At 61.5% G+C, this 19,238-nt stretch carries 15 protein-coding genes and 1 pseudogene; 5 read left to right on the forward strand and 11 right to left on the reverse strand.

Annotated features, from left to right (window positions below; translation table 11 throughout):
- Nucleotides 1-10: 10 nt before the first annotated feature.
- The 7 genes from NLM32_RS15365 to NLM32_RS15395 form a co-directional block, all read right to left on the reverse strand.
- Complete coding sequence (locus NLM32_RS15365) at nt 11-1,219, reverse strand: exo-alpha-sialidase (protein WP_254129791.1); 1,209 nt, start codon at nt 1,217-1,219, stop codon at nt 11-13.
- Complete coding sequence (locus tag NLM32_RS15370; protein ID WP_254129792.1) at nt 1,216-2,643, reverse strand: sodium:solute symporter family protein; 1,428 nt, start codon at nt 2,641-2,643, stop codon at nt 1,216-1,218. Before NLM32_RS15370 ends, NLM32_RS15365 begins: the two co-directional genes overlap by 4 nt.
- A 449-nt stretch (nt 2,644-3,092) precedes the next feature.
- The gene (locus NLM32_RS15375) at nt 3,093-4,241 is read right to left on the reverse strand and encodes a caspase family protein (RefSeq protein ID WP_254129793.1); all 1,149 of its coding nucleotides are present in this window, start codon (nt 4,239-4,241) and stop codon (nt 3,093-3,095) included.
- 68 nt (nt 4,242-4,309) lie between these two features.
- On the reverse strand, nt 4,310-5,458 hold the full coding sequence (locus NLM32_RS15380; RefSeq protein ID WP_254129794.1) for an amidohydrolase: 1,149 nt from the start codon (nt 5,456-5,458) through the stop codon (nt 4,310-4,312).
- 101 nt (nt 5,459-5,559) lie between these two features.
- Nucleotides 5,560-6,648, reverse strand: a complete 1,089-nt coding sequence (locus NLM32_RS15385) for a mandelate racemase/muconate lactonizing enzyme family protein (RefSeq protein WP_254129795.1) — start codon at nt 6,646-6,648, stop codon at nt 5,560-5,562.
- A 121-nt stretch (nt 6,649-6,769) separates the two neighbouring features.
- A complete protein-coding gene (locus NLM32_RS15390) occupies nt 6,770-7,975 on the reverse strand; it encodes a M20/M25/M40 family metallo-hydrolase (protein WP_254129796.1) in 1,206 nt (401 codons plus the stop codon).
- Between the two features lie 99 nt (nt 7,976-8,074).
- Nucleotides 8,075-9,334, reverse strand: a complete 1,260-nt coding sequence (locus NLM32_RS15395) for an MFS transporter (RefSeq protein ID WP_254129797.1) — start codon at nt 9,332-9,334, stop codon at nt 8,075-8,077.
- Between the two features lie 414 nt (nt 9,335-9,748).
- Here NLM32_RS15395 and NLM32_RS15400 point away from each other — a divergent pair, with 414 nt between their 5' ends.
- Nucleotides 9,749-10,624, forward strand: coding sequence for a hypothetical protein (locus tag NLM32_RS15400; protein WP_254129798.1), 876 nt, complete (start codon nt 9,749-9,751; stop codon nt 10,622-10,624).
- Here the strand turns inward: NLM32_RS15400 and NLM32_RS15405 are convergent.
- Together NLM32_RS15405 and NLM32_RS15410 are read right to left on the reverse strand one after the other, a co-directional pair.
- Nucleotides 10,609-10,737, reverse strand: a pseudogene (locus NLM32_RS15405) (MFS transporter); the annotation flags it as partial. The gene NLM32_RS15400 and the pseudogene NLM32_RS15405 overlap by 16 nt on opposite strands.
- Before the next feature lie 9 nt (nt 10,738-10,746).
- Entirely contained in the window at nt 10,747-11,031 is a 285-nt protein-coding gene (locus NLM32_RS15410; RefSeq protein WP_254129799.1) for a hypothetical protein, read from the reverse strand.
- Between the two features lie 382 nt (nt 11,032-11,413).
- On the opposite strand from NLM32_RS15410, the gene NLM32_RS15415 reads away from it, so the two are divergent.
- Complete coding sequence (locus NLM32_RS15415) at nt 11,414-12,664, forward strand: efflux RND transporter periplasmic adaptor subunit (protein WP_254129800.1); 1,251 nt, start codon at nt 11,414-11,416, stop codon at nt 12,662-12,664.
- Between the two features lies 1 nt (nt 12,665).
- Entirely contained in the window at nt 12,666-15,839 is a 3,174-nt protein-coding gene (locus NLM32_RS15420; RefSeq protein WP_254129801.1) for an efflux RND transporter permease subunit, read from the forward strand.
- Between the two features lie 40 nt (nt 15,840-15,879).
- On the opposite strand, the gene NLM32_RS15425 is transcribed toward NLM32_RS15420, so the two are convergent.
- Nucleotides 15,880-16,410, reverse strand: coding sequence for a hypothetical protein (locus tag NLM32_RS15425; protein ID WP_254129802.1), 531 nt, complete (start codon nt 16,408-16,410; stop codon nt 15,880-15,882).
- Nucleotides 16,411-16,726: 316 nt separating this feature from the next.
- Between NLM32_RS15425 and NLM32_RS15430 the strand changes: the two genes are divergently transcribed.
- Both NLM32_RS15430 and NLM32_RS15435 read left to right on the forward strand, forming a co-directional pair.
- Nucleotides 16,727-17,482, forward strand: coding sequence for a CHAP domain-containing protein (locus tag NLM32_RS15430; RefSeq protein ID WP_254129803.1), 756 nt, complete (start codon nt 16,727-16,729; stop codon nt 17,480-17,482).
- Nucleotides 17,483-17,490: 8 nt separating this feature from the next.
- Nucleotides 17,491-18,804, forward strand: a complete 1,314-nt coding sequence (locus NLM32_RS15435; RefSeq protein ID WP_254129804.1) for a serine protease — start codon at nt 17,491-17,493, stop codon at nt 18,802-18,804.
- A 69-nt stretch (nt 18,805-18,873) separates the two neighbouring features.
- On the opposite strand, the gene NLM32_RS15440 is transcribed toward NLM32_RS15435, so the two are convergent.
- Nucleotides 18,874-19,230 carry a response regulator gene (locus NLM32_RS15440; protein WP_254129805.1) on the reverse strand — a complete coding sequence of 119 codons (357 nt, stop codon included), beginning with the start codon at nt 19,228-19,230 and terminating at the stop codon, nt 18,874-18,876.
- Nucleotides 19,231-19,238 lie beyond the last annotated feature (8 nt).

A 19,238-nucleotide genomic window follows, 5' to 3' on the forward strand; every position in this document is an offset into this window, starting at 1 on the left:
CAGCCCTGCTTCACCCAGTTCTTTTCACCCAAGCCTCGGTCACGCGCACATATTTAATGGCGCGGCGATGGAAGGTGAAGGCCGTGTGGATCGCGTCGTCGGCGGTCTGCTTGACGCTGGGATAGGACAACTCGCGATTGGTCTGGTCGCGCGAATTGTTGGTCATGCAATAGCCGTCGCCAATTTCCACGTTACGCTTGGCCCAGCTCTTTCCGCCGTCGGTCGAGATCGCCAGCGTCATCGGCGCCCGCGGTGCGCCCCAGAACGCGGTGCGTCCGTCCGACTTGCTGCCGTCGCCGGCGAGCACGGGCGGGAGATCGTCCTCGATCTCGTCATAGAGCGAGAGGCGGCGTCCGGTCGCATCCTTGGAGCTGGAATCGTTGAAGACCAGCGCGAGATGACCGTTGCCGAGCCGGGTGAGCTGGATCGAGGAGTTGTTGTTGGGCAGCGCGGTCGCAACCGGCGCCGACCAGGTGCGGCCATGGTCGGTCGAGCGGCTCTGATAGATATTGTCCGCCCAGCGGCTGCGATACACCGCGATCAGCGAGCCGTCGTCGAGGCGTTCGATGCACATATGCACGCAGCCACGGCTGCCGGGAACATCCACATCGCGCCAGGTCGCACCGGCGTCGGACGAGATCTTGACGGCGCTGGTATCCTCGTCGCCGTTCCATTTCTTGCCCGGCATGCTGTGGCAATAGAACACCGGCAACAGCCAGTCGCCATTGTCGAGCACGACGATCGGCTGCCGGATGAAGGTGCCGCGGCCGCGGTGCTCGGGAAACAGCGTCTCGATCGGACCCCAGCTCTTGCCATGGTCGCGCGAGAGGCGACGGCGGATGATGGCGGTGTCCTGGTTTCCGGCCAGTTGCGCCGTCCACATCAGCCACAGCGTGCCGTCAGGGGCCGGGAATAGCACCGGGTTCTGTTCCGAGCGGCCGGAATCGTCCGACAGCTTCTCCACGCGCGACCATTGCGTCGTGCCGCGGGGAAGCCGCGAGAAATACACCGAGATGTCCGACATGCCCTCCTGCGTGCCGCCGAACCAGACGCAAGCCAAATCGCCATTGGCGAGCGGCATCAGATTGGCGGCATGGTTCTGCACGCAAGGCGAGGGAATGAAGGCGTCGAACCTATCAGGGTCGCCGGCCGCTTGGCGCACGGCGCCGTCGGCCGTGATCTCGAGTTCGGCCATCGCGACCTCGGTACCGATGGTCATGTCGAAGTCCTTTCAACGAAAGCGGTGGGTTGCGCGGTCTGCGGCGCCGCGGGTGTGCGGCCCATCACCAGCCGCTCAATCGCCATCACCAGAAGCGGCGTCACGGCGGCGATGTACATGTTGTCGATTCCGAAGGGATTGCCGAGCAGGTACCAGACCGTGGTCGAGACCGCAGCGCCGATCAGGCCGGCGGTGGCGCCACGGTTGCTGGCGAACAGCGGCAGATAGAAGCCCATCATCGCCACCATCGTCACCGACAGCCGCAGGGCACGCGTGAAGAACGACAGCTTCAGGATCTCCGGAATGAAGAACACGAAGATCAGCGGCACGATCGCGATCACGATCGAGAACACGCGTGTCATCTTCAGCTCGCGCTCCGGCGTCGGCTTCCAATAGGGCACGTAGAAGTCGCGCACCACCAGCGAGGCGATCGCGAGCGCGACCGTGCAGACGCTGACGAAGATCGAGGCGACCAGCGAGGTCGTCACGAAGGCCGAGGCGAGCGGCGGCATCTTCTCCAAAAACACCGGCAGCGCGTAGAGGCTGTTCATGTCCGGGTAGAGATATTTTGCGGCAACCCCGATCAGCGCGAGCAGGAAGCCGAGCGGGAGACAGAACGCGGCGGCATAATACGTCGCCTTGCGGGCGTCATCGGCGCTCGGCGTCGACGAGATCGCTTGCACGATGAATTGCGTCGAGAAGATCGCGCCGACCGTGCCGAAGGTCCAGGCGAAGATGGTCGTGAAGCCGATCTTGCCGTCCCAGGAGAAATAATAAGCCGGCAGCTTGGCCTGGATCGGCGCAATGCCGCCGGTCAGCGACATCGCGACCGTAAAGATGATAATGATGCCGACGACCTTGAAGGCGCTGTGCAGGATCGTCACCCAGGCGACGCCCTTCAATCCGCCGAACACGTAGTAGAAGGTCGAGACGACAGCGATGATGCACATCGCAACGGGCAGGCTGACATGCAGCGCGGTGGCGATCGCAGCGGCGCCGCTGACATAGTTGCCGACATTCACCAGCAGCAGCGCATAGATCATGATCACGGAGACCGTCAGCATGGTCGACTTGCCGTATTTCTGCGCGATCGCGGCCGAGATGGTGTATTCGCCGGAACTGTAGAGCTTCTTCACCATCAGCATGCCGAACAGCAGGAAGCCGATCGAGGCGCCGAGCACGGCCCATCCGGCCGCCATGCCGGACTGGAACGCTTCCTGCGCGGTGCCGACGGTCGACTTGGCGCCGACGAATTCGGACATCATCAGCACGCCGACGACGACGGCCGGCATCGCGCGGGACGCGGTCATGAACTGATCGCTGGTCCGGCTGCGCAGCTTGAGCGTGAGCCAGGAGGTGAAGGCGATGTAGGCGACGATCATCGTGACGACGAGCGTGCTTTCGCCGGAAAGGATGGCTTGCATCGGTGACGTTTCCTCTGATGGCCCGGGACGCGGTGTTGTGGCCCCGCTTCTGCCCGATGGCTGAATGTTCGGAATGCGAACAAATGTTGTTGAAATCCATTAAACCTGTCCGGGCGCCGTGCGTCAAGCACGCGCCGCGAGGCATCGTGGAAATCCGGGTTCCCGAGAGCAGTTGGGCGATCGCATTTGGGAGGGATTCCCTGTGGCCATCCTTCGAGACGCCCGCCGTTGGCGGGCCCTCAGGATGAGGATGGAGTGTGCGGCCGCAGTTTTGACGAGCACCGACGCCGCTTAGCCTCATCGCTGAGGAGACCGCGAAGCGGTCGTCTCGAAGGACGAGGCGCGCGCTCAGGTCGCGCAAAATGCCATTTGCGATCGCCCTGCAGCGAGCATGATGGGGCGCTATGACGCGGCCCTTCAGCGAGAGGGCTTCAACGCGCGTGCGCCATCTATTCGGCGCTGCGCTTCCAGGCGCCGGTGCCGAGCTTGCCGGTGATCACAGCCAGCGCATCGTGGATTTCGTAGGCGCCGCCGTCGCTGTAGCCTGACAGGCCCCTGGTTGCATGCAGGGACCAGCGGCCGTTCGTCGCCGTCATCGTGCCTTCGTGCGGACGTGCCGAGCGCTGTGGCTCGGCGTGGAACCTGTAGGTGCCGTCGCCCATGATCTGCCAGATCCAGCGCGACTGGCCGCGGCCGCTCGGCACCATGATCTCCCAGGTGCCGACCAGCGCGGGATCGATCGTCAGCGTCTGCGGCGGAGCAGGGGAGACGACGGCCGGAAGCGGGCTGGGCGGTGCTGCTGGCTCGCTGCCTGCCGCTGGCCGACCGGCCAGATAGATCGCCTTGCGCGACAGCGAACCGTAGACGAACGGCTGCTGTTCGTTGCGGGTTGCCTCCATCACGTCGTCGCGGACATTGCGGAACATGAACGTCACCTCGACGCCTGATACTTCGATGTTGCGCAGCAGCGCCGCTGCAAACGGGCTGTTGCGCGCATCGCCGTCGAGCGCCGTGGTGCCGTCGCGTGCGGCATAGGCGACGAGAACGTTGCCGACGGGTTCGATGCGGCCGAGCCCGCTGGTGGGGGCCGCCCGCGTGGCGATCGATCGGTTCATCCGTGCTGCAAACGGATTGTTGCGGCAGGCATCGAGGATAACGAGGCCAAGGCTCGTGGTGTTCGACACCTGCAGCATCACGCTTTGCAGGTTGATGGCTTCATTCGCAGCGTCCGTGTCCCGCTTCAAGTCTGCGTCGACAGGGATCAGCCAGTTCTCGCCATTGATCTCCATGCCATGGCCGGCGAAATACACAGCCGCCATGTCGGCGCCGGCGGCGTCGCGCCCCAATGCGATCAGGCCGCGGCGCATGTCATCGAAGCCAGCGTTCGTCGCCAGGAAGACGGTGAAGCCAAGTCGCTTCAGCGCTGCGGCGATGTCGCTGGCGTCGTTCGGCGGATTCGTCAGCGCCGGCACGTTCCGGTAGGCGCCGTTGCCGATCACGAGCGCGACCCGCCTGCCTTCCGCGGCTACGGCGGTCGACGCCACGCCTGCCAACGCAGTCGCCGCCGTCAGTCCCGAAACGAATTCGCGCCGGTTCATCCGGATCTCGCTGGCTAGAACGCGTTCCTATCCTAGCGCAACCGATCCGGGGGAGCCACGGGCCTGTCTCAGTTCGCCGACAGCGCTGTCTTGGCGACTTCGGCCATCCAGCTCGATGCCACGGGGAGGATCGCGTCGTTGAAATCGTAACGCGGGCCGTGCAGCTCGGCGCCGTCGCGCAAGGGGCCGTTACCGATCCACACGAACGCGCCGGGACGCCTCTGGAGATAGAAGGCGAAGTCTTCGCCGGCCATGCTGGGTGCGAGGTCGCGCCGCACCGGCGCACGGACCTTGTCCGCGGCCATGCGCGCGAGGCCGGCTTCCTCCGGCGAGTTGGTCGTCACGCCAACGCCCATGACGATGTCGGGCGTGACCTTGACGTCGAAGCTCGTGGCGATGCCGGCGCAGATCTCGCCGATCCGCGCGAGGATGATGTCCTTCACCTCGTTGCGGTGATGCCGCAGCGTGCCGCGGATCACGACCTTGCCCGCGATTTGATTGGGCGCCGTGCCGCCCTCGATCGTGCAGAGCGAGAGCACGGCGGTGTCGAGCGGATCAACGCCGCGCGACACGATTCCTTGCATCGCCACGATCAGGTGGCCGGCCGCCATCAGGGGATCGCGGGTCAGATGCGGCATGCCGGCGTGCCCCGCATGGCCCTCGATGGTGATGGTGACGCGTCCACCCGAGGCCATCACCACGCCGTCGTGAACCGCGATGGTGCCGGCTTCCAGGCCCGGCCAGTTGTGGAAGCCGAACACGCGATCCATCGGGAACCGCTCGAACAGCCCGGCCGCGACCATCGCGCGCGAGCCGCCAAAACCCTCCTCGGCCGGCTGGAAGATGAAATCGACGGTACCGCTCCAGCTCGTATCCGCGGCGAGCAGCGCCGCTGCGCCAAGCAGCGAGGCGGTGTGCCCGTCATGGCCGCAGGCATGCATCACGCCTGAAGTCTTCGAGGCATAGGCAAGCCCGGTGTCTTCGGTGATCGGCAGCGCGTCCATGTCGGCGCGCAGGCCGACGCGCCCCTCGGCCGATCCGCGCGTCAGCGTTGCGACCACGCCGTGGCCGCCGATGCCTGACACGAAGGGAATGCCGAGCTCGGTGAGTTTTTCCTGCACGAAGGCGGCGGTCGCCTTTTCCTGCAGGGAGAGCTCGGGGTGGGCATGCAGATGCTGGCGCCAGGCGGTCAGTTTCTTGTGCAGTTCAGGGGGCAAGGCGCGGCTCTCTCGCATGATGACGGCTAGCTGCCACTCTAGCCGATTATCCGTGCCCCGCATCAAGCCCCTTGGAATGCCTCGCGTGCAGCAATGCGTCCCTACGGCGCCAGCTTCGCCAGCCCCTTCCAGTCAAAATGGATGCCGTGGCCCAGCCGGTCCGGCGCCAGCGCCTTGCCGTCCTCGAGCACCAGCGGATGCTCGATATACTTGTCGAGCCCGAAGCCGTGGGCTTCCAGATACGACCGGTTCGGGCAGGCCGCAAGCAGATGCACGGTGATGTCGTGCGCGCCGTGGCTGGTGACGGGCAGGTTGAAGGCCTCCGCCAGCCGCGCGATCTTCATGAAGGCGCTGACGCCGCCGCAATTGGTGACGTCGGGCTCGGGATAGGACACCGCGCCCGATGCGATGTAGTTCTTGAACTCCCACAGCGAACGCAGATTCTCGCCCGCGGCGATCGGTACGCCGCCGGCCTGCATGATGCGGGCGTGGCCCGCGACATCGTCGGGGATGATCGGCTCTTCCAGCCAGGTCAAATCGTACGGCACGAAGGCGCGGGCGGCGCGGATTGCTTCCTCCACCGTCCATTTCATGTTGGCATCCGCCATCAGCGGAAAGCCGTCGCCGAGATGGTCTCGCATCGCCGCGACGCGTGCGACGTCGGATTTGAGATCGGGCCGGCCGACCTTCATCTTGATGGCGCGAAACCCCTTGGCGAGGTTGCCGTCGGTCTGCTTGAGCAGCGCCTCGACCGAGAGATCAAGATCGATGCCGCCCGCATAGCACGGCACGTGCGCGTCGAACCCGCCGAGCAGCTGGTACAGCGGCAATTTCGCGCGTCGCGCCTTCAGATCCCACAGCGCGATGTCGAGCGCGGACAGCGCCAGCACCGCCGGCCCGCCGCGTCCGCCATAATGCAGGCCCCACCAGACGTGATGCCAGATGCTTTCCGTGTCGTCCGCCTCGCGTCCCTCGACCAGCGGCGGGATCTCGCGCTTCAGGATATCGGCGGTCGCGCCCCCATTGCGCCCGACGGTGTAAGTGTAGCCGACGCCTTCAGCGCCATCGGCATCACGGATGCGGCAGGTGATCAGCTCGAACGCCGCGATCTCGCCATGGGTGGAATCGGACAGCGTGACGGGCAGGGGAATCCGGTAGAGCGCGGATTCGATTTTCGCGATGCGTGGCATGTGGCCTCCCTGCGTTTTCTTCTTGGTTCGTAGGATGGGTAGAGCGAAGTGAAACCCATCATTGTCATCGCAAGCGTAGCGATGGGTTTCGCTGCGCTCTACCCATCCTACAGTCTGTGCCTCACCGCATCGTCGCGAGCTGCACGGCCAGCGCGCAGGCGCGGTCGTATTCGTCGAGATTGATCCACTCGTCGATGGTGTGCGCCTCGTTCTGGCCGGCGCCGAAGGTCACGGTCGGAACGCCGTGACGGACCATCCAGTTGGCATCGAGGCCGCCATTGGCGGTGCGGACGTTCGGGGTGCCGCCGACCGCGGACACCGCCTCGACCGCGCGCTTGATGACGGGCTGGCTGTCCTTCATGCGGAACGGATAATAGTCGGTCTCGGCCTTGAACTTGACCTTGCCGGACTTGCCTTGCGTGTTCGTCACCTTCTTGGCCGCCTTCTCGAATGCGGTCTTGTAGGCCTTGGTGATCTCCTTGAAGAACTTTCCGTCATGGCTGCGGCTCTCGCCGCGCACATGCACGTAGTCGGTGACGACATTGGTGGCATCGCCCGCGGGGCGGCCTTCGCCGCCGGTGACGGGGCCGACATTGCTGGTGCCCGTCCGCGCGCTGGCGCCCTTGCCCTTCACCACCTTGCCGAACCAGCCGCCGGCCTTCACGTCGGCAAGCGCGAGCGCCATGATCATGGTCGAGGAGATGCCGCGCTCCGGCGCGACGCCGGCATGCGAGGCGCGGCCCATGATCTCGACGGTCCAGCGGTCGGCGCCGACCGCGCCGATCACGACGTTTGAGGCCGAGCCGCCGTCATAGTTGAACGCCATCAACGGCGAGCCGAGCTCGTCGAGCTTGACGTGGCGCGCGCCGTAGAGCCCGCTCTCCTCGCGCACGCAGAACAGCAGCGTGATCGGCGGATGGTCGAGCTTCTGCTTTTCGAGCTCGGCCGCGAGCGTCACCAGCACACCGCAGCCGCAGCGATTGTCGCCGCCGAGCGCGGTCTTGGCCTCGTTGACGATCTTGCGGCCGGATTTCTTCGGCTTGGCGCCGGCGCAGAGCGGCACGGTGTCCATGTGGGTCATGAACATGATGCGCGGCTGGTTGTGCAGCGCGCCGCGGCCGGGCAGGTCGACGATGAGATTGCCGGTCTCGGTCGGCACGGGAATGCGGGTGTTGGCGTCGTCGAGCCGGATCGCCTTGGCCGGCACGCCGCTTTCCTTCAGCGCGGCGGTGAGCTCACGCCCGATCGCCGCCTCCTGTCCGGTGACACCTTCCACGGCGAGGAAGCGCATGAGGCGGTCGGTGGCGGCTTTGGTGTCGACAGGCATGATTATTCCTCAGGTGCACGATCTTGTAGGATGGGTAGAGCGCAGCGAAACCCATCATGTCTCGATGAGAACGATGGGTTTCGCTTCGCTCACCCCATCCTACGAACGCGGTGACGTATAAGTCAAAAAGATCATCACCCCCACGAGCAGCGCAGCCGCCATGAACAGCAGCACCGCCGGCAGCCCCGCGAACGCGGCGACGGCGCCGGTGATCGACTGCATCAGGGCGGTGCCGAGGAAGAAGGCGAGGTTCACCGCCGCCAGCGCCTTGCCCGCGGTCTGCGCGTCCACCAGCTGCCGGCACATGCCGAACAGCAGCGGCTGTGCGGAGGTGGCAAGGCCGATCAGCACGAACAGCACGAGATCGTATTGCGGCGGCATGACCGGCACGCCGAACAGCCATGCAACCGCATAATGCGGCGCACCCAGCGCCATCAGCGCCACCAGCAGCGCGGCGACCGTGTGCGTGCCGGCGACGAGTTCGCGGCGCCGTCCGATCCTGCGGTCGATCATGCCGATGCACAGGGGACCGGCGATCATCGCCAGCGTATAGGCGCCGAGCTGGTTGCCGGCCTCGACCCGCGACAGGCCCTTGATCTCCATCAGCCACGGCCCGCCCCACAAACCGCGCAGCACCAGCGAGGTCGCCAGCGACACCATCGCCAGCGCGATCAGCCCGCGCAGCGGCCGCGACAGGCCGAGCCTGAGCACCTCGATCATCTGCGACAGCGGCGAGGATTCGTCCTTGTGCTCGGCCGGCTGGTTCGGCACCAGCGCGAACACGGCGAGCGCCACCGCGACGCCGCCGGCTGCTGCGATCCAGAACCCGGCGCGCCAGCCATATTGATCGACCACGAAGGCGAGCGGGCTCGACGACAGCAGCATACCGATATTGCCGATCGAGAGGATCGCACCCGACCACAGCCCGAACCGCGCCGCCGACAATTGCTTGGCCGCCAGCGTCATCGGGCACATCAGCATGCCTGAGGTGGCAATGCCCAGCATCAATTGCCCGAAGGCAAAACTCTCAGGTCCCGTCGCGAAGCCCGATGCGATCGCGCCGACGATCGTGCCCGCGAGCAGGCTCAGCGACACCGGCCGCACGCCAAAGCGGTCCATCGCGGCGCCCACCGGGATCTGCGCGGCCGCAAAGGCGAAATGATAGACCGAGGTGAGGCTCGCCAGCGCCTGCGGCTGCACGTGGAAATCCGCCGCCATCAGATCGAGGCTGAGCGCCGGGATGGTGCGCAGCAGGGTCGACAGCATGTGCCCGCAGGCGAGCGCCACCAGCGCAAAGATCAGCGCGCGGGTGCCATGACTCACATCATGTCCCGCTTCATCGTTGGCAACCGCACTCATCAACGTCCCGTCCCGGCAAGGATTTTTGGCAAGGGTTTTAGCAAGCGTTTTGGCCGGGTTACACGATTGGGGGGAGGGTGCCAATGGCGGGAGAGGGCAGCTTATCGCATGGCCCGCCAGCCGTGCCGACGGAGCACATAAAGCTGCGCGCGTTCCATGGACCTGGAACGTCGTTGCTTGTCGATGCAATGCCAATTCGAAGCTATCTAAAGTTGCGCATCCTGCCAGTGTGCTCTATCGTCGAGCAATTATTGGAGGAAGAGGTCGGCTGGATCGGGCGTTGCCTCAGATCAAATTTCGGAATCGCGACGGTGTCGGCAAGGTCCGCGGTTTGCGAACAGCTCAATTAATCCGACGGGCCTCTAATCAAGACCGCCCACCATAAAACAAAGTCGAATTTCTTGGAAGGTATCAATGACTGTCGGCCTAGTTTCCCCGAACGTGCTTTGGTTCTTGCATAAGGATAAAGCTCTAACGCCGTTTCTCAAGAAATGCGCGATCGCACACGAAGCAATCATCGTGAACCCCCATCATATGGGAGTGAACATAAGTTATGAGCTTGGGTTTGCAGATTGGCTCATATCAATGCTCTCTAACGATCCCGGAGATGCGATCGTCCTTGCGCGATTGATCGGGGAGCGTGGGTGCTTTCGAAGGCCAAGGCAATATGGAATAGCGGAGAACTCCATTGCGCATTCCGACTCCAATATTAGGCGAGTGCTGTCTTTGTACCCAACACTTCTGAACGGGAAAGATGAATTTTTGAGAAATTACGAGATCGGCGAAGTGAATCTCTTGGAGACTGTTGCCGACCTCGGGAGAGTCATGTTGCTGAAGGAGTCGATTGCGGATAGCTCTGGATTGTATGATGTTCGCCATCACTTTTTGATGAGCCGCTCGGGCTCAAGCGATCCAAACGAAGTTTCAATGCAATCCGTCGAAGAGTGTGAATTCGAGATTCCGGATTTTGGCTCTATGAGTTGGGAGCAAATCGAGATCCTAAGAAGGGACTCGCACATCCGCTACTTCCGAGAATTTTTGAACGAGAAGAAGAGCCCGGCGGCGACTTCTGATTCATTTTGGAAGCTTGTGGAAGAGCAAAAGCCCAACGCTATGACGACAGCGCTTTGGGGGGTGCTTTCGAATGCCCCCTTAGGTCCCGTCAATCCGATTGGCGTTGCGACGTCTGCTCACCAGCTAGTTCGAGCGGTCAAGGCGGATCAGAATTTTGGCTGGCTTTTCTTTTTGGAAAAGGCTCGTCGCATTGCAAAGTCGGCAAAGGCGAAATGATAGACCGAGGTGAGGCTCGCCAGCGCTTGCGGCTGCACGTGGACCGCTGCCATCAGATCGAGGCTGAGCGCCGGGATGGTGCGCAGCAGGGTCGACAGCATGTGCCCGCAGGCGGGCGTCATTCAATTCATGCACTCCCATTTGTGCAGGCACAAGTTCGATTGCTCTAATCTGTAGAAGTCCTCTGTCGCGATGAAGACGAGGAGGCCGAGCAGAACGATAGCTGCGATGTTCGAGCGCATGCTCGCGCCATTCTCCGCGCTGCGGCGATCCCGTTCGAACTTCGAGAGGTCGAGCATGCGCAGGATGTTCTCGGACCGTACATCGTCAGCGGGAGCTCTCTCGTCTCCTGATCGCTTGCGAAACGGGATGACATTTCCTCCGAAGTCCTGCTGAACGTCCCTCATCTTGCGCCTCGAATGACAATTCGCGTTGCCATCAACGTGTCGATGATAAGGCCCGACTTGAAACGAGCGTTCGTTAAATTTCCTGATCGCTGGCGCAATTCGGCGTGATGCGGGCTGCGATCCTTAACGCCTGTCCATATCGTTTCTGTCTGTTTCTTCCTTGGTTCGTCTCTTGGCGTTGATCATTTGCAATTCCTCGCTGCATCCAGGCGATTGTTTTGTCGCGATGCGCGAACATGACGAATTGTACAGAAAGTCGCACGCGATCGTTATTTTGCGGCGGCGAACCTGTCCGCGATACTTCGGCACGAACGAGCGCGTTTCACGTGCAAGCGGTCGCTTCACCTGAAGACAGGCACAGACAATAAAAATGGCGATGGATATGACAAGGCGACCGAAGCTCAGCCTCACGCTGTTTGGAATGTTTGCAACAGCCGCCGTCGGCTACGGCGCATGGTATGAGCTCGTCGGGAGTGTGAAGCCCGTCGCAGCGGCCGCTCAAGGCGCTTCCAATCAGGCCGCCGTCAAAATTCCCGTCACCTCGTTCGAGGTGAAGAAGGCCGACTTTCCCGTGCACACCTACGGTCTTGGAGTCGTCTCGCCGTTCAAGACGGTGACGATCAAGAGCCGCGTCGATGGTCAGATCACGAAGGTGTTCTTCAAGCAGGGACAGATGGTGAAGGAGGGCGATCCGCTTCTCGAGATCGATCAGCGGCCCTTTACCGCGGCTCTGGAGCAGGCGGTGGCGAAGAAGGCGCAGGACGAGGCCAATTTGCGCAACGACCAGCTCAACCTGCAGCGCTTTCAGACACTCGCGAAGCAGCAATTCGAAACCCAGCAGAATCTCGATACCCAGCAGGCACTGGTCGATCAGGTGACCGCGCAGCTGAAGGGCGACCAGGCCGCCATCGACAATGCGCAGACCAATCTCGGCTACACCTCGATCAAGGCGCCGATCAGCGGACGCATGGGTTTCCGGTTTGTCGACCCCGGCAACATCGTGCATGCCGCGGATACGAACGGGATCGTCACCATCGCGCAGCTGCAGCCGATTGCCGTGCAGTTCACCGAACCGGAAGATCAACTGCTCGCCATCGACAAGGCCTTCCAGACCGGCGACGTGCCGGTCGAGGCGCTGAGCTCGGACGGAACCAGGACGCTGTCGCAGGGCAGGCTCGCGATCATGGACAATTCGGTGAACCAGGCCACGGGCACCATCGGCCTGAAGGCCCGCTTCGACAACAAGGACAACGCGCTGTGGCCGGGATTGTCCGTCACCACGCGCATGCTGGTCGACACGCTCAAGCAGGTCATCGTCGTGCCGCAGGATGGCGTGCAGCACGGGCCGGCCGGCCTGTTCGCTTATGTCATCGGCGACAATGGCAAGGTCAGCGCCAGGCCGATCAAGGTCAGCCAGAGCGGCGATGCAAACGCCGTGGTCTCCGAAGGTCTCAACGTCGGAGACAGGATCGTGGTGGCCGGGCAGTCGCGCCTGTTCGATGGCGCGCTGGTCGATGAGAAGCCGCTGGTTGCCCTGGCAGCCCCGACGGCGGATGCGGGCACCGCTACTGCTCAAGCCAACAGCGCCAAGAACGGTACCACGAGCGAAACCAAAACCGGATCGGCTGACTGACATGGCAGGCGGTATCTCGGCTCCCTTCATTCGCCTCCCCATCGCGACGTCGCTGCTGATGGTCGGCATTCTCTTCGTGGGGATCATCGCCTATCCGCAATTGCCGGTGGCGCCGCTGCCCGAGGTCGATTTCCCCACCATCCAGGTCTCGGCCAGCCTTCCCGGCGCGGATCCCGAGACGATGGCGTCCTCAGTGGCGCAGCCGCTGGAATCGCAGTTCGCCCTGATTCCCGGTGTGTCGGAGATGACGTCGTCGAGCCAGACCAGCTCGACCCAGATCGTTCTCCAGTTTGACCTCGGCAGGAACATCGACGGTGCCGGGTCCGACGTGCTCGCCGCCATCAATGCCGCGAGCGGGCAATTGCCCAAGAACATGCCGAGTACGCCGACCTACCGAAAGGTCAATCCGGCGGACTCTCCCATTCTCCTGCTCGGGGCCACGTCGACGACGCTGCCGATGACGCAGGTGTCGGACGAGGCCTACACCAAGCTCGCGCAGGCGATCAGCCATATCGGCGGCGTCGGTCAGGTCAGTGTCGGCGGCCAGCAGGCGCCCTCGATCCGCGTTCAGATCGATCCCGCCAAGCTGGTGGCGAAAGGCCTGTCGCTGGAGGACGTGCGGACCCCGCTCTCCGTGATCACCGTCAACAATCCCAAGGGCACCCTCAACGGCGACACCCGCACCTACACCGTCTATGCCAATGACCAGTTCACCAACGCGGACGCGTGGAACGACATCGTCATTGCCTATCGCAACGGCAGCCCCGTCAAGGTCGGAGACATCGGCCATGCCGTCAGTGCGCCGCTGGACAATACCCAGTATGGCTGGGCCGACGGCAAGCCCGGCGTCTTCCTGGTCATCTTCAAGCAGCCCGGCGCCAACGTCATCGACACCGTCGACAACGTCATGAAGCAGTTGCCGCATCTGCAGGCGGGCATTTCGCCGGCGATCAAGATCTCGGTGCTGTCGGACCGCACGCAAACCATCCGTGCCGCCGTGAAGGACGTGCAGTTCACGCTGTTGCTGACGATCGGTCTCGTGGTGATGGTGATCTTCGTCTTCCTGCGCAGCGTCTGGGCCACCATCATTCCGTCGATCACGGTGCCGCTCGCGCTGCTCGGCGCCTGCGCACTGATGTGGATGGCCGGCTACAGCCTCGACAATCTGTCGCTGATGGCCCTCACCATCGCGGTCGGCTTCGTGGTCGACGATGCCATCGTGATGCTGGAGAACATCACCCGCTACATCGAGGAAGGCGAGACGCCGATGGCCGCCGCGGTGAAGGGCGCGGGCGAAATCGGGTTCACGATCATCTCGATCTCGGTTTCACTGATCGCGGTGCTGATTCCGTTGTTGCTGATGAGCGGCATCATCGGCCGCCTGTTCCGGGAATTCTCGGTGACGCTGGCGATGACGATCGTGGTGTCGGCCTTCGTGTCGCTGACGTTGACGCCGATGATGGCCTCGCGCTTCCTCAAGTCGCACGGCGAGGAGCATCACGGCCGGCTCTATATGCTGAGCGAACGGATGTTCCAGGCGCTTGTCGACGGCTACGAGCGCGGCCTCGATCTCGTGCTGCGCTTCCGCTTCGCGACCCTGATGGTGTTCTTCGCGACGATGGCGCTCACGGTCTATCTGTTCGTGATCATCCCGAAAGGCTTCTTTCCGCAGCAGGACACCGGCCTGATCACTGGCATCGTCGAAACCTCGCAGGACGTGTCGATCGCTGACATGGCGAAGCACATGCAGGAGATGGGCGAGATCGTGCTGAAGGATCCGGCGATCGACCACATGGCGATGCGGATGGGCGGCAGCGGCAGTACGCTCAACGACGGCAATATGTACATCACCTTGAAGCCGCGCGATGAGCGCACGGCCTCGGCCGACCAGGTCATCCGCCGCTTGCAGGTACAGACGTCGAAGGTTCAGGGCGCGCGCCTCTACCTCCAGTCGGCGCAGGATGTCCGCGTCGGCGGCCGCGCCGCGCGGACGCAATATCAGTTCACTCTGCAGTCGACCGACATGGACCAGCTCAACACATGGGCGCCAAAGCTGCTCGGCAAGATGAAGGAGATGCCCGAGCTGCGCGACGTCGCGTCCGACCAGCAGATGTCAGGGACCACGCTGACGCTGTCGATCGACCGCAACCAGGCGGCGCGTTTCGGGATCACCCCCGACGTCATCGACGCGACGCTGTACGACGCCTTCGGGCAGCGGGAGATCGCGACCTACTCGACCCAGTTGTCCACCTATTATGTCGTGCTCGAGGTGCTGCCTTCGCTGCAGAAAAATCCGTCGACGCTGGAGCAGATCTATCTGCATTCCCCGACGACGGGGGGCGAGGTGCCGTTGTCGGCCTTCACCAAGTGGACCACGGCGCCGGTGCGGCCGCTGGCGATCAATCATCAGGGCCAGTTTCCGGCGGTGACGATTTCGTTCAATCTCGCGCCCGGCGTCGCGCTCGGCCAGGCGACGCAGGCGATCGATGCGATGGAACGGCAGATGGACGTGCCGGCCACCATCACCTCCACGTTCCAGGGCACGGCGAAGGCATTCCAGGAGTCGCTCTCCTCCGTGCCCTTGCTGATCGTGGCGGCGCTGATCGTGGTCTATCTCATTCTCGGCGTGCTCTACGAGAGCTACATTCACCCGCTGACGATCCTGTCGACCTTGCCGTCAGCCGGCGTCGGTGCGCTCGCGACATTGTTGCTGTTCCATTTCGACTTCAGCCTGATCGGGCTGATCGGGCTGGTGCTGCTGATCGGCATCGTCAAGAAAAACGGCATTATGCTGGTCGACTTTGCGATCGTGGCGGAGCACGATCAGGGAATGACGCCGTTAGAGGCGATCCGCCGGGCCTGCCTGCTGCGCTTCCGTCCCATCTTGATGACCACGATGGCCGCCGTGCTGGGCGGCGTGCCGCTGATGCTCGGCCACGGGACCGGCTCGGAGCTGCGCCAGCCGCTCGGCTATGCCATGGTCGGCGGCCTCCTGGTCAGCCAGGTGCTGACGCTCTTCACCACGCCGGTGGTTTATCTCTATCTCGACCGTGTCTCCCAATGGCTCAGTCCGAAACGGCACGCGGGAGAGGACAGGGGAGTCGCAGACGACGGCGATCTGGACATCGTCGACGAGATGGACAGGAAGAAATCCAGGGTCCTTGCGGCAGAGTGACCCCGCCTTACGTCACGTCAGCAGCTCGGCCTTTTAAGCTCTATTGGCGAGGAATTCCTTGTGTTGGACATCCGCTCACCCAGCCCTGAATATACCGTTTATATCCCAGGTCGGCGAAAACCTGATCACCAGGAAGCATAACTTCAATTGCGAACTGGCGTCCCCTGGCGGCTACGCCCGGTTGCTCCGCGATGGTACTGAAAGGACTGTATTCATCGCCTTGAAGGGTCACTCTCACCGTATCGGGACATCTGTTGGTGAGCGTAAGCTTGGCGCCAGGCGGAAAGGGAGAACGATTACCGGCAGAGGGTGCGACTATTCCGGTGTCAGAGACGGGAGCCGGAGGCTCTGGGGGGAATTGCGCGTCGATGCAACTACATTCTGATGCCTTGACGATTCCAGGCTGCACGCCAAGTGTCGACCAACTTACTCCCTTGGCCGGTCTAATCTCGACGTCAGTTTGAGCCAAATGTTTCGCGCGCGGGGCAAGATGCTCTTTCGCTTGAACAACTTCATGGCTGATCAAAATGATGTAAAAGATGCCCTTCGTTATCCGCCAAGCCACCTTCATGATTCCCGATCCTGGTACTTAGCCCAAATGCTCTACACGCGTTTTGGTCCTAGCGTGCAACCATATGTTGTTGTTGACGCCTGTCTTTTCTCAAACGCTTGTGGTCCACCATTAATGGGCAGTTTCGCTGATTCCTGCTCCACGCAATGTTTGAATTCAAGGAAATTTTCGCCTTATAATTGCCGAGCGCAAACTGACGTGGGGCCGGCTTCGAGTGTGTTTCGGCGTGAAGACTTGAGCGCGAATCGGGTCCTGCCCAGTTGCGAGGCGTAAAATTCTTTTACTGAGCCTTTGTAATCGTTTGAGGTTGTCGAAAATGATAACGCGTCGCAATTTAAGCTTGGGCGCCCTTTGTACTGCACTTGTATCCAATGTTGGTAGTTCGGCTCAAACGGTGGACCCCGATCAACTACTTGAGGAGGTAACATATCCGTCTTTTGACGCGCTCGATGGCCGCCGACCGTTTGGTTACGATCCGGCGTCACAAGAAGAAATAGACATTGCTGAACAGATCGTAGCCAGAACTGTACTAGGACCTCGGCCCATCGATATCGCACAGAGCTTTGTCGATCGCTTCTATCGTGAGCACCCGAACTGGATCTCGCAATGGCCATATCCGGGACACTGGAATCCTCTGGTGGTTAAATTCTTCTCCGCTACGAGTTCTCCTCCCAATAACGACATGATTCCCTGGTGCGCGGCCTTCGCCAACTGGTGCATCGAACGCGCTGGGAAGAAGGGCAGTCGTAGTGCTTCGTCACAATCGTTTGTTGACAAGAAGTTTGAGAAAATCTTCGAGAAGACCACCGAGCCCAGGGAGGGAGACCTCGCAGTATTTACCTGCTACTCGCCTGCCGGTGAAAATCTCGGTCTCGGTCATGTTACCTTTTTCAAAGGTAGAGTTTCGGACACGGTGATCAATGTCGTTGGAGGTAATCAGGCGACGAGCGGCCACTCAAGCATCATATCCGCGATACCATTCTCGATCGCGGATAGGCCGACGCGGCGACACATCAACGGTTCGCTGGTACAATGTGTGATGAAGCTCAATACGTATATCCGAGTTTCGTGAGGATGAGCTTGCGCGCGACGTTCTTCCTAATCTCTTTTCTATTTTGCAATTGCGCGACTGCCCGAACCGTGGAGGAGATATTTTCGTCCAGCTCCAACGCGGTATTGTCCGTAGAGCTCTTAGATGAAAATGGTGGAATTGTTGACCGAGGAACGGCTTTCGTTGTCTCACGAGACGGATACGTAGTAACTGCCGCTCATTTGATGCCGCGAAAGCCGTCGCAAAAGTTTGTCGCGCGAGTGGGTGGGCGGCCGATCGAGCTTTATCCGCGAGACGCAGATGAAAAGCAAGATGTCGCCCTGTTGCAGCTTCCACCTTCGGAGCCTTGCCAGGATGCTCTGACGATTTCCTCATCAAGAATTTCGCGAGATACTAAGTTGCTTGCATTGGGCTTTCCTGGCAAGGAAGGACTTACACCTTTTCGTCTGGATGTTGCGACAATCTCAACAGCTGGTCATGGCTTCTATGGGACGGTCGGTCCCCTGCGCCCTGGCACTAGTGGCGGGCCGGTTCTTGATCTTGATAATGGTCGCGTCATTGGTTTCGTGCAGGGCGGTACGATGGATCAGACCAATAGCAATGATATTGTCCCGATATACTCGGCTATAAGCCTCTTAAGAAAGTTGGGGGTCGATGTATCTATAGATAAGGCGGCAGATGCAGGATCGTGTGTGACGAGTCGTCCTGTATCGGAGCCTGCACGGAGAACTACCGAGGACGTTTTTACAACGACAGATGTTATTTATTATTCCAAGCAGGCTGATGGTGACCGCATCGTTGGCGCTCTAAGTCGAGCAAACATTAAATATTCGCTCGGCCCATCTTCAAAGGGGCAGGAGAACGAGTCTGTGGCGATTGCGTGCACAACTGATGTTTCCCTCGATTCTCTGAAAGCGTTGGCTAAACTTCTCCTGCAGGCGGGCATGAACCTCAAGGTCATTAATCAAGTGCAGAATGCTCAGAGGCATCGAACATTGGAGATCACGTCCTGGGTTGCGCCAAGATTCGGCATTTTGCGGTCGCCTAATTTGACGACTGCTCAGATAGAGCAGCTATCATACTGCCCAGTTCGCTTTTCGAACGCATTTACGCAGGTGGAGGACGTCAGCAATGAGAATTTTATACCCTGGTATCGCTCCGATCAAAGCGTAGAGTATGGCGAAGCTGCAGATTATCTTTGCAAGAAAGAGTTTTTCAGCCGGGCTGCGTCCTACACCACGGCGGTGCAGCAACCGGGCGCAGTTCACTTTTTGAACGGGCAGACAGGCTCTTGCCAGAATTGTAGAGCATTCGTGAAGCTGACGTGTGAATACAAGCAATAATGTAAACGGCATCAAAGGAGATGTGAGAATAGCGACGGATACACTAGCACTGTCGTTCAGCTCCTTCAGCTATTCGGCCGCTTCCGCGAGCAACGCCGTCGGATAAACCGGCTTGGTGAAGAATTTTGCGCCGGGCGGCAGGGGGCGGGGCAGCGGACGGCCCGAGATCACGATGATCCGCATATCGGCATTGTGCTGCTGGGCGAAGTGCGCCAGATCGACGCCGTCCATCTTCCCGACCAGATTGATGTCGGTGACCATCAGCGTCGGGTGTTTTGCCTTGAGCGCCAGGGCCGCGGTCTCGGCATCTTCGCACTGCAGGACTTCGAAGTTCCGCTGTTCGAGCAGAAGCGCGAGCATCTCGCGTTGAATGTCGTCATCCTCGACGACGATGGCGGTCGGGCGAAGCGGCTTTGACTGGCCCATGATTGCAC

The sequence above is a fragment of the Bradyrhizobium sp. CCGUVB14 genome (assembly GCF_024199935.1).
Classification (GTDB): domain Bacteria; phylum Pseudomonadota; class Alphaproteobacteria; order Rhizobiales; family Xanthobacteraceae; genus Bradyrhizobium.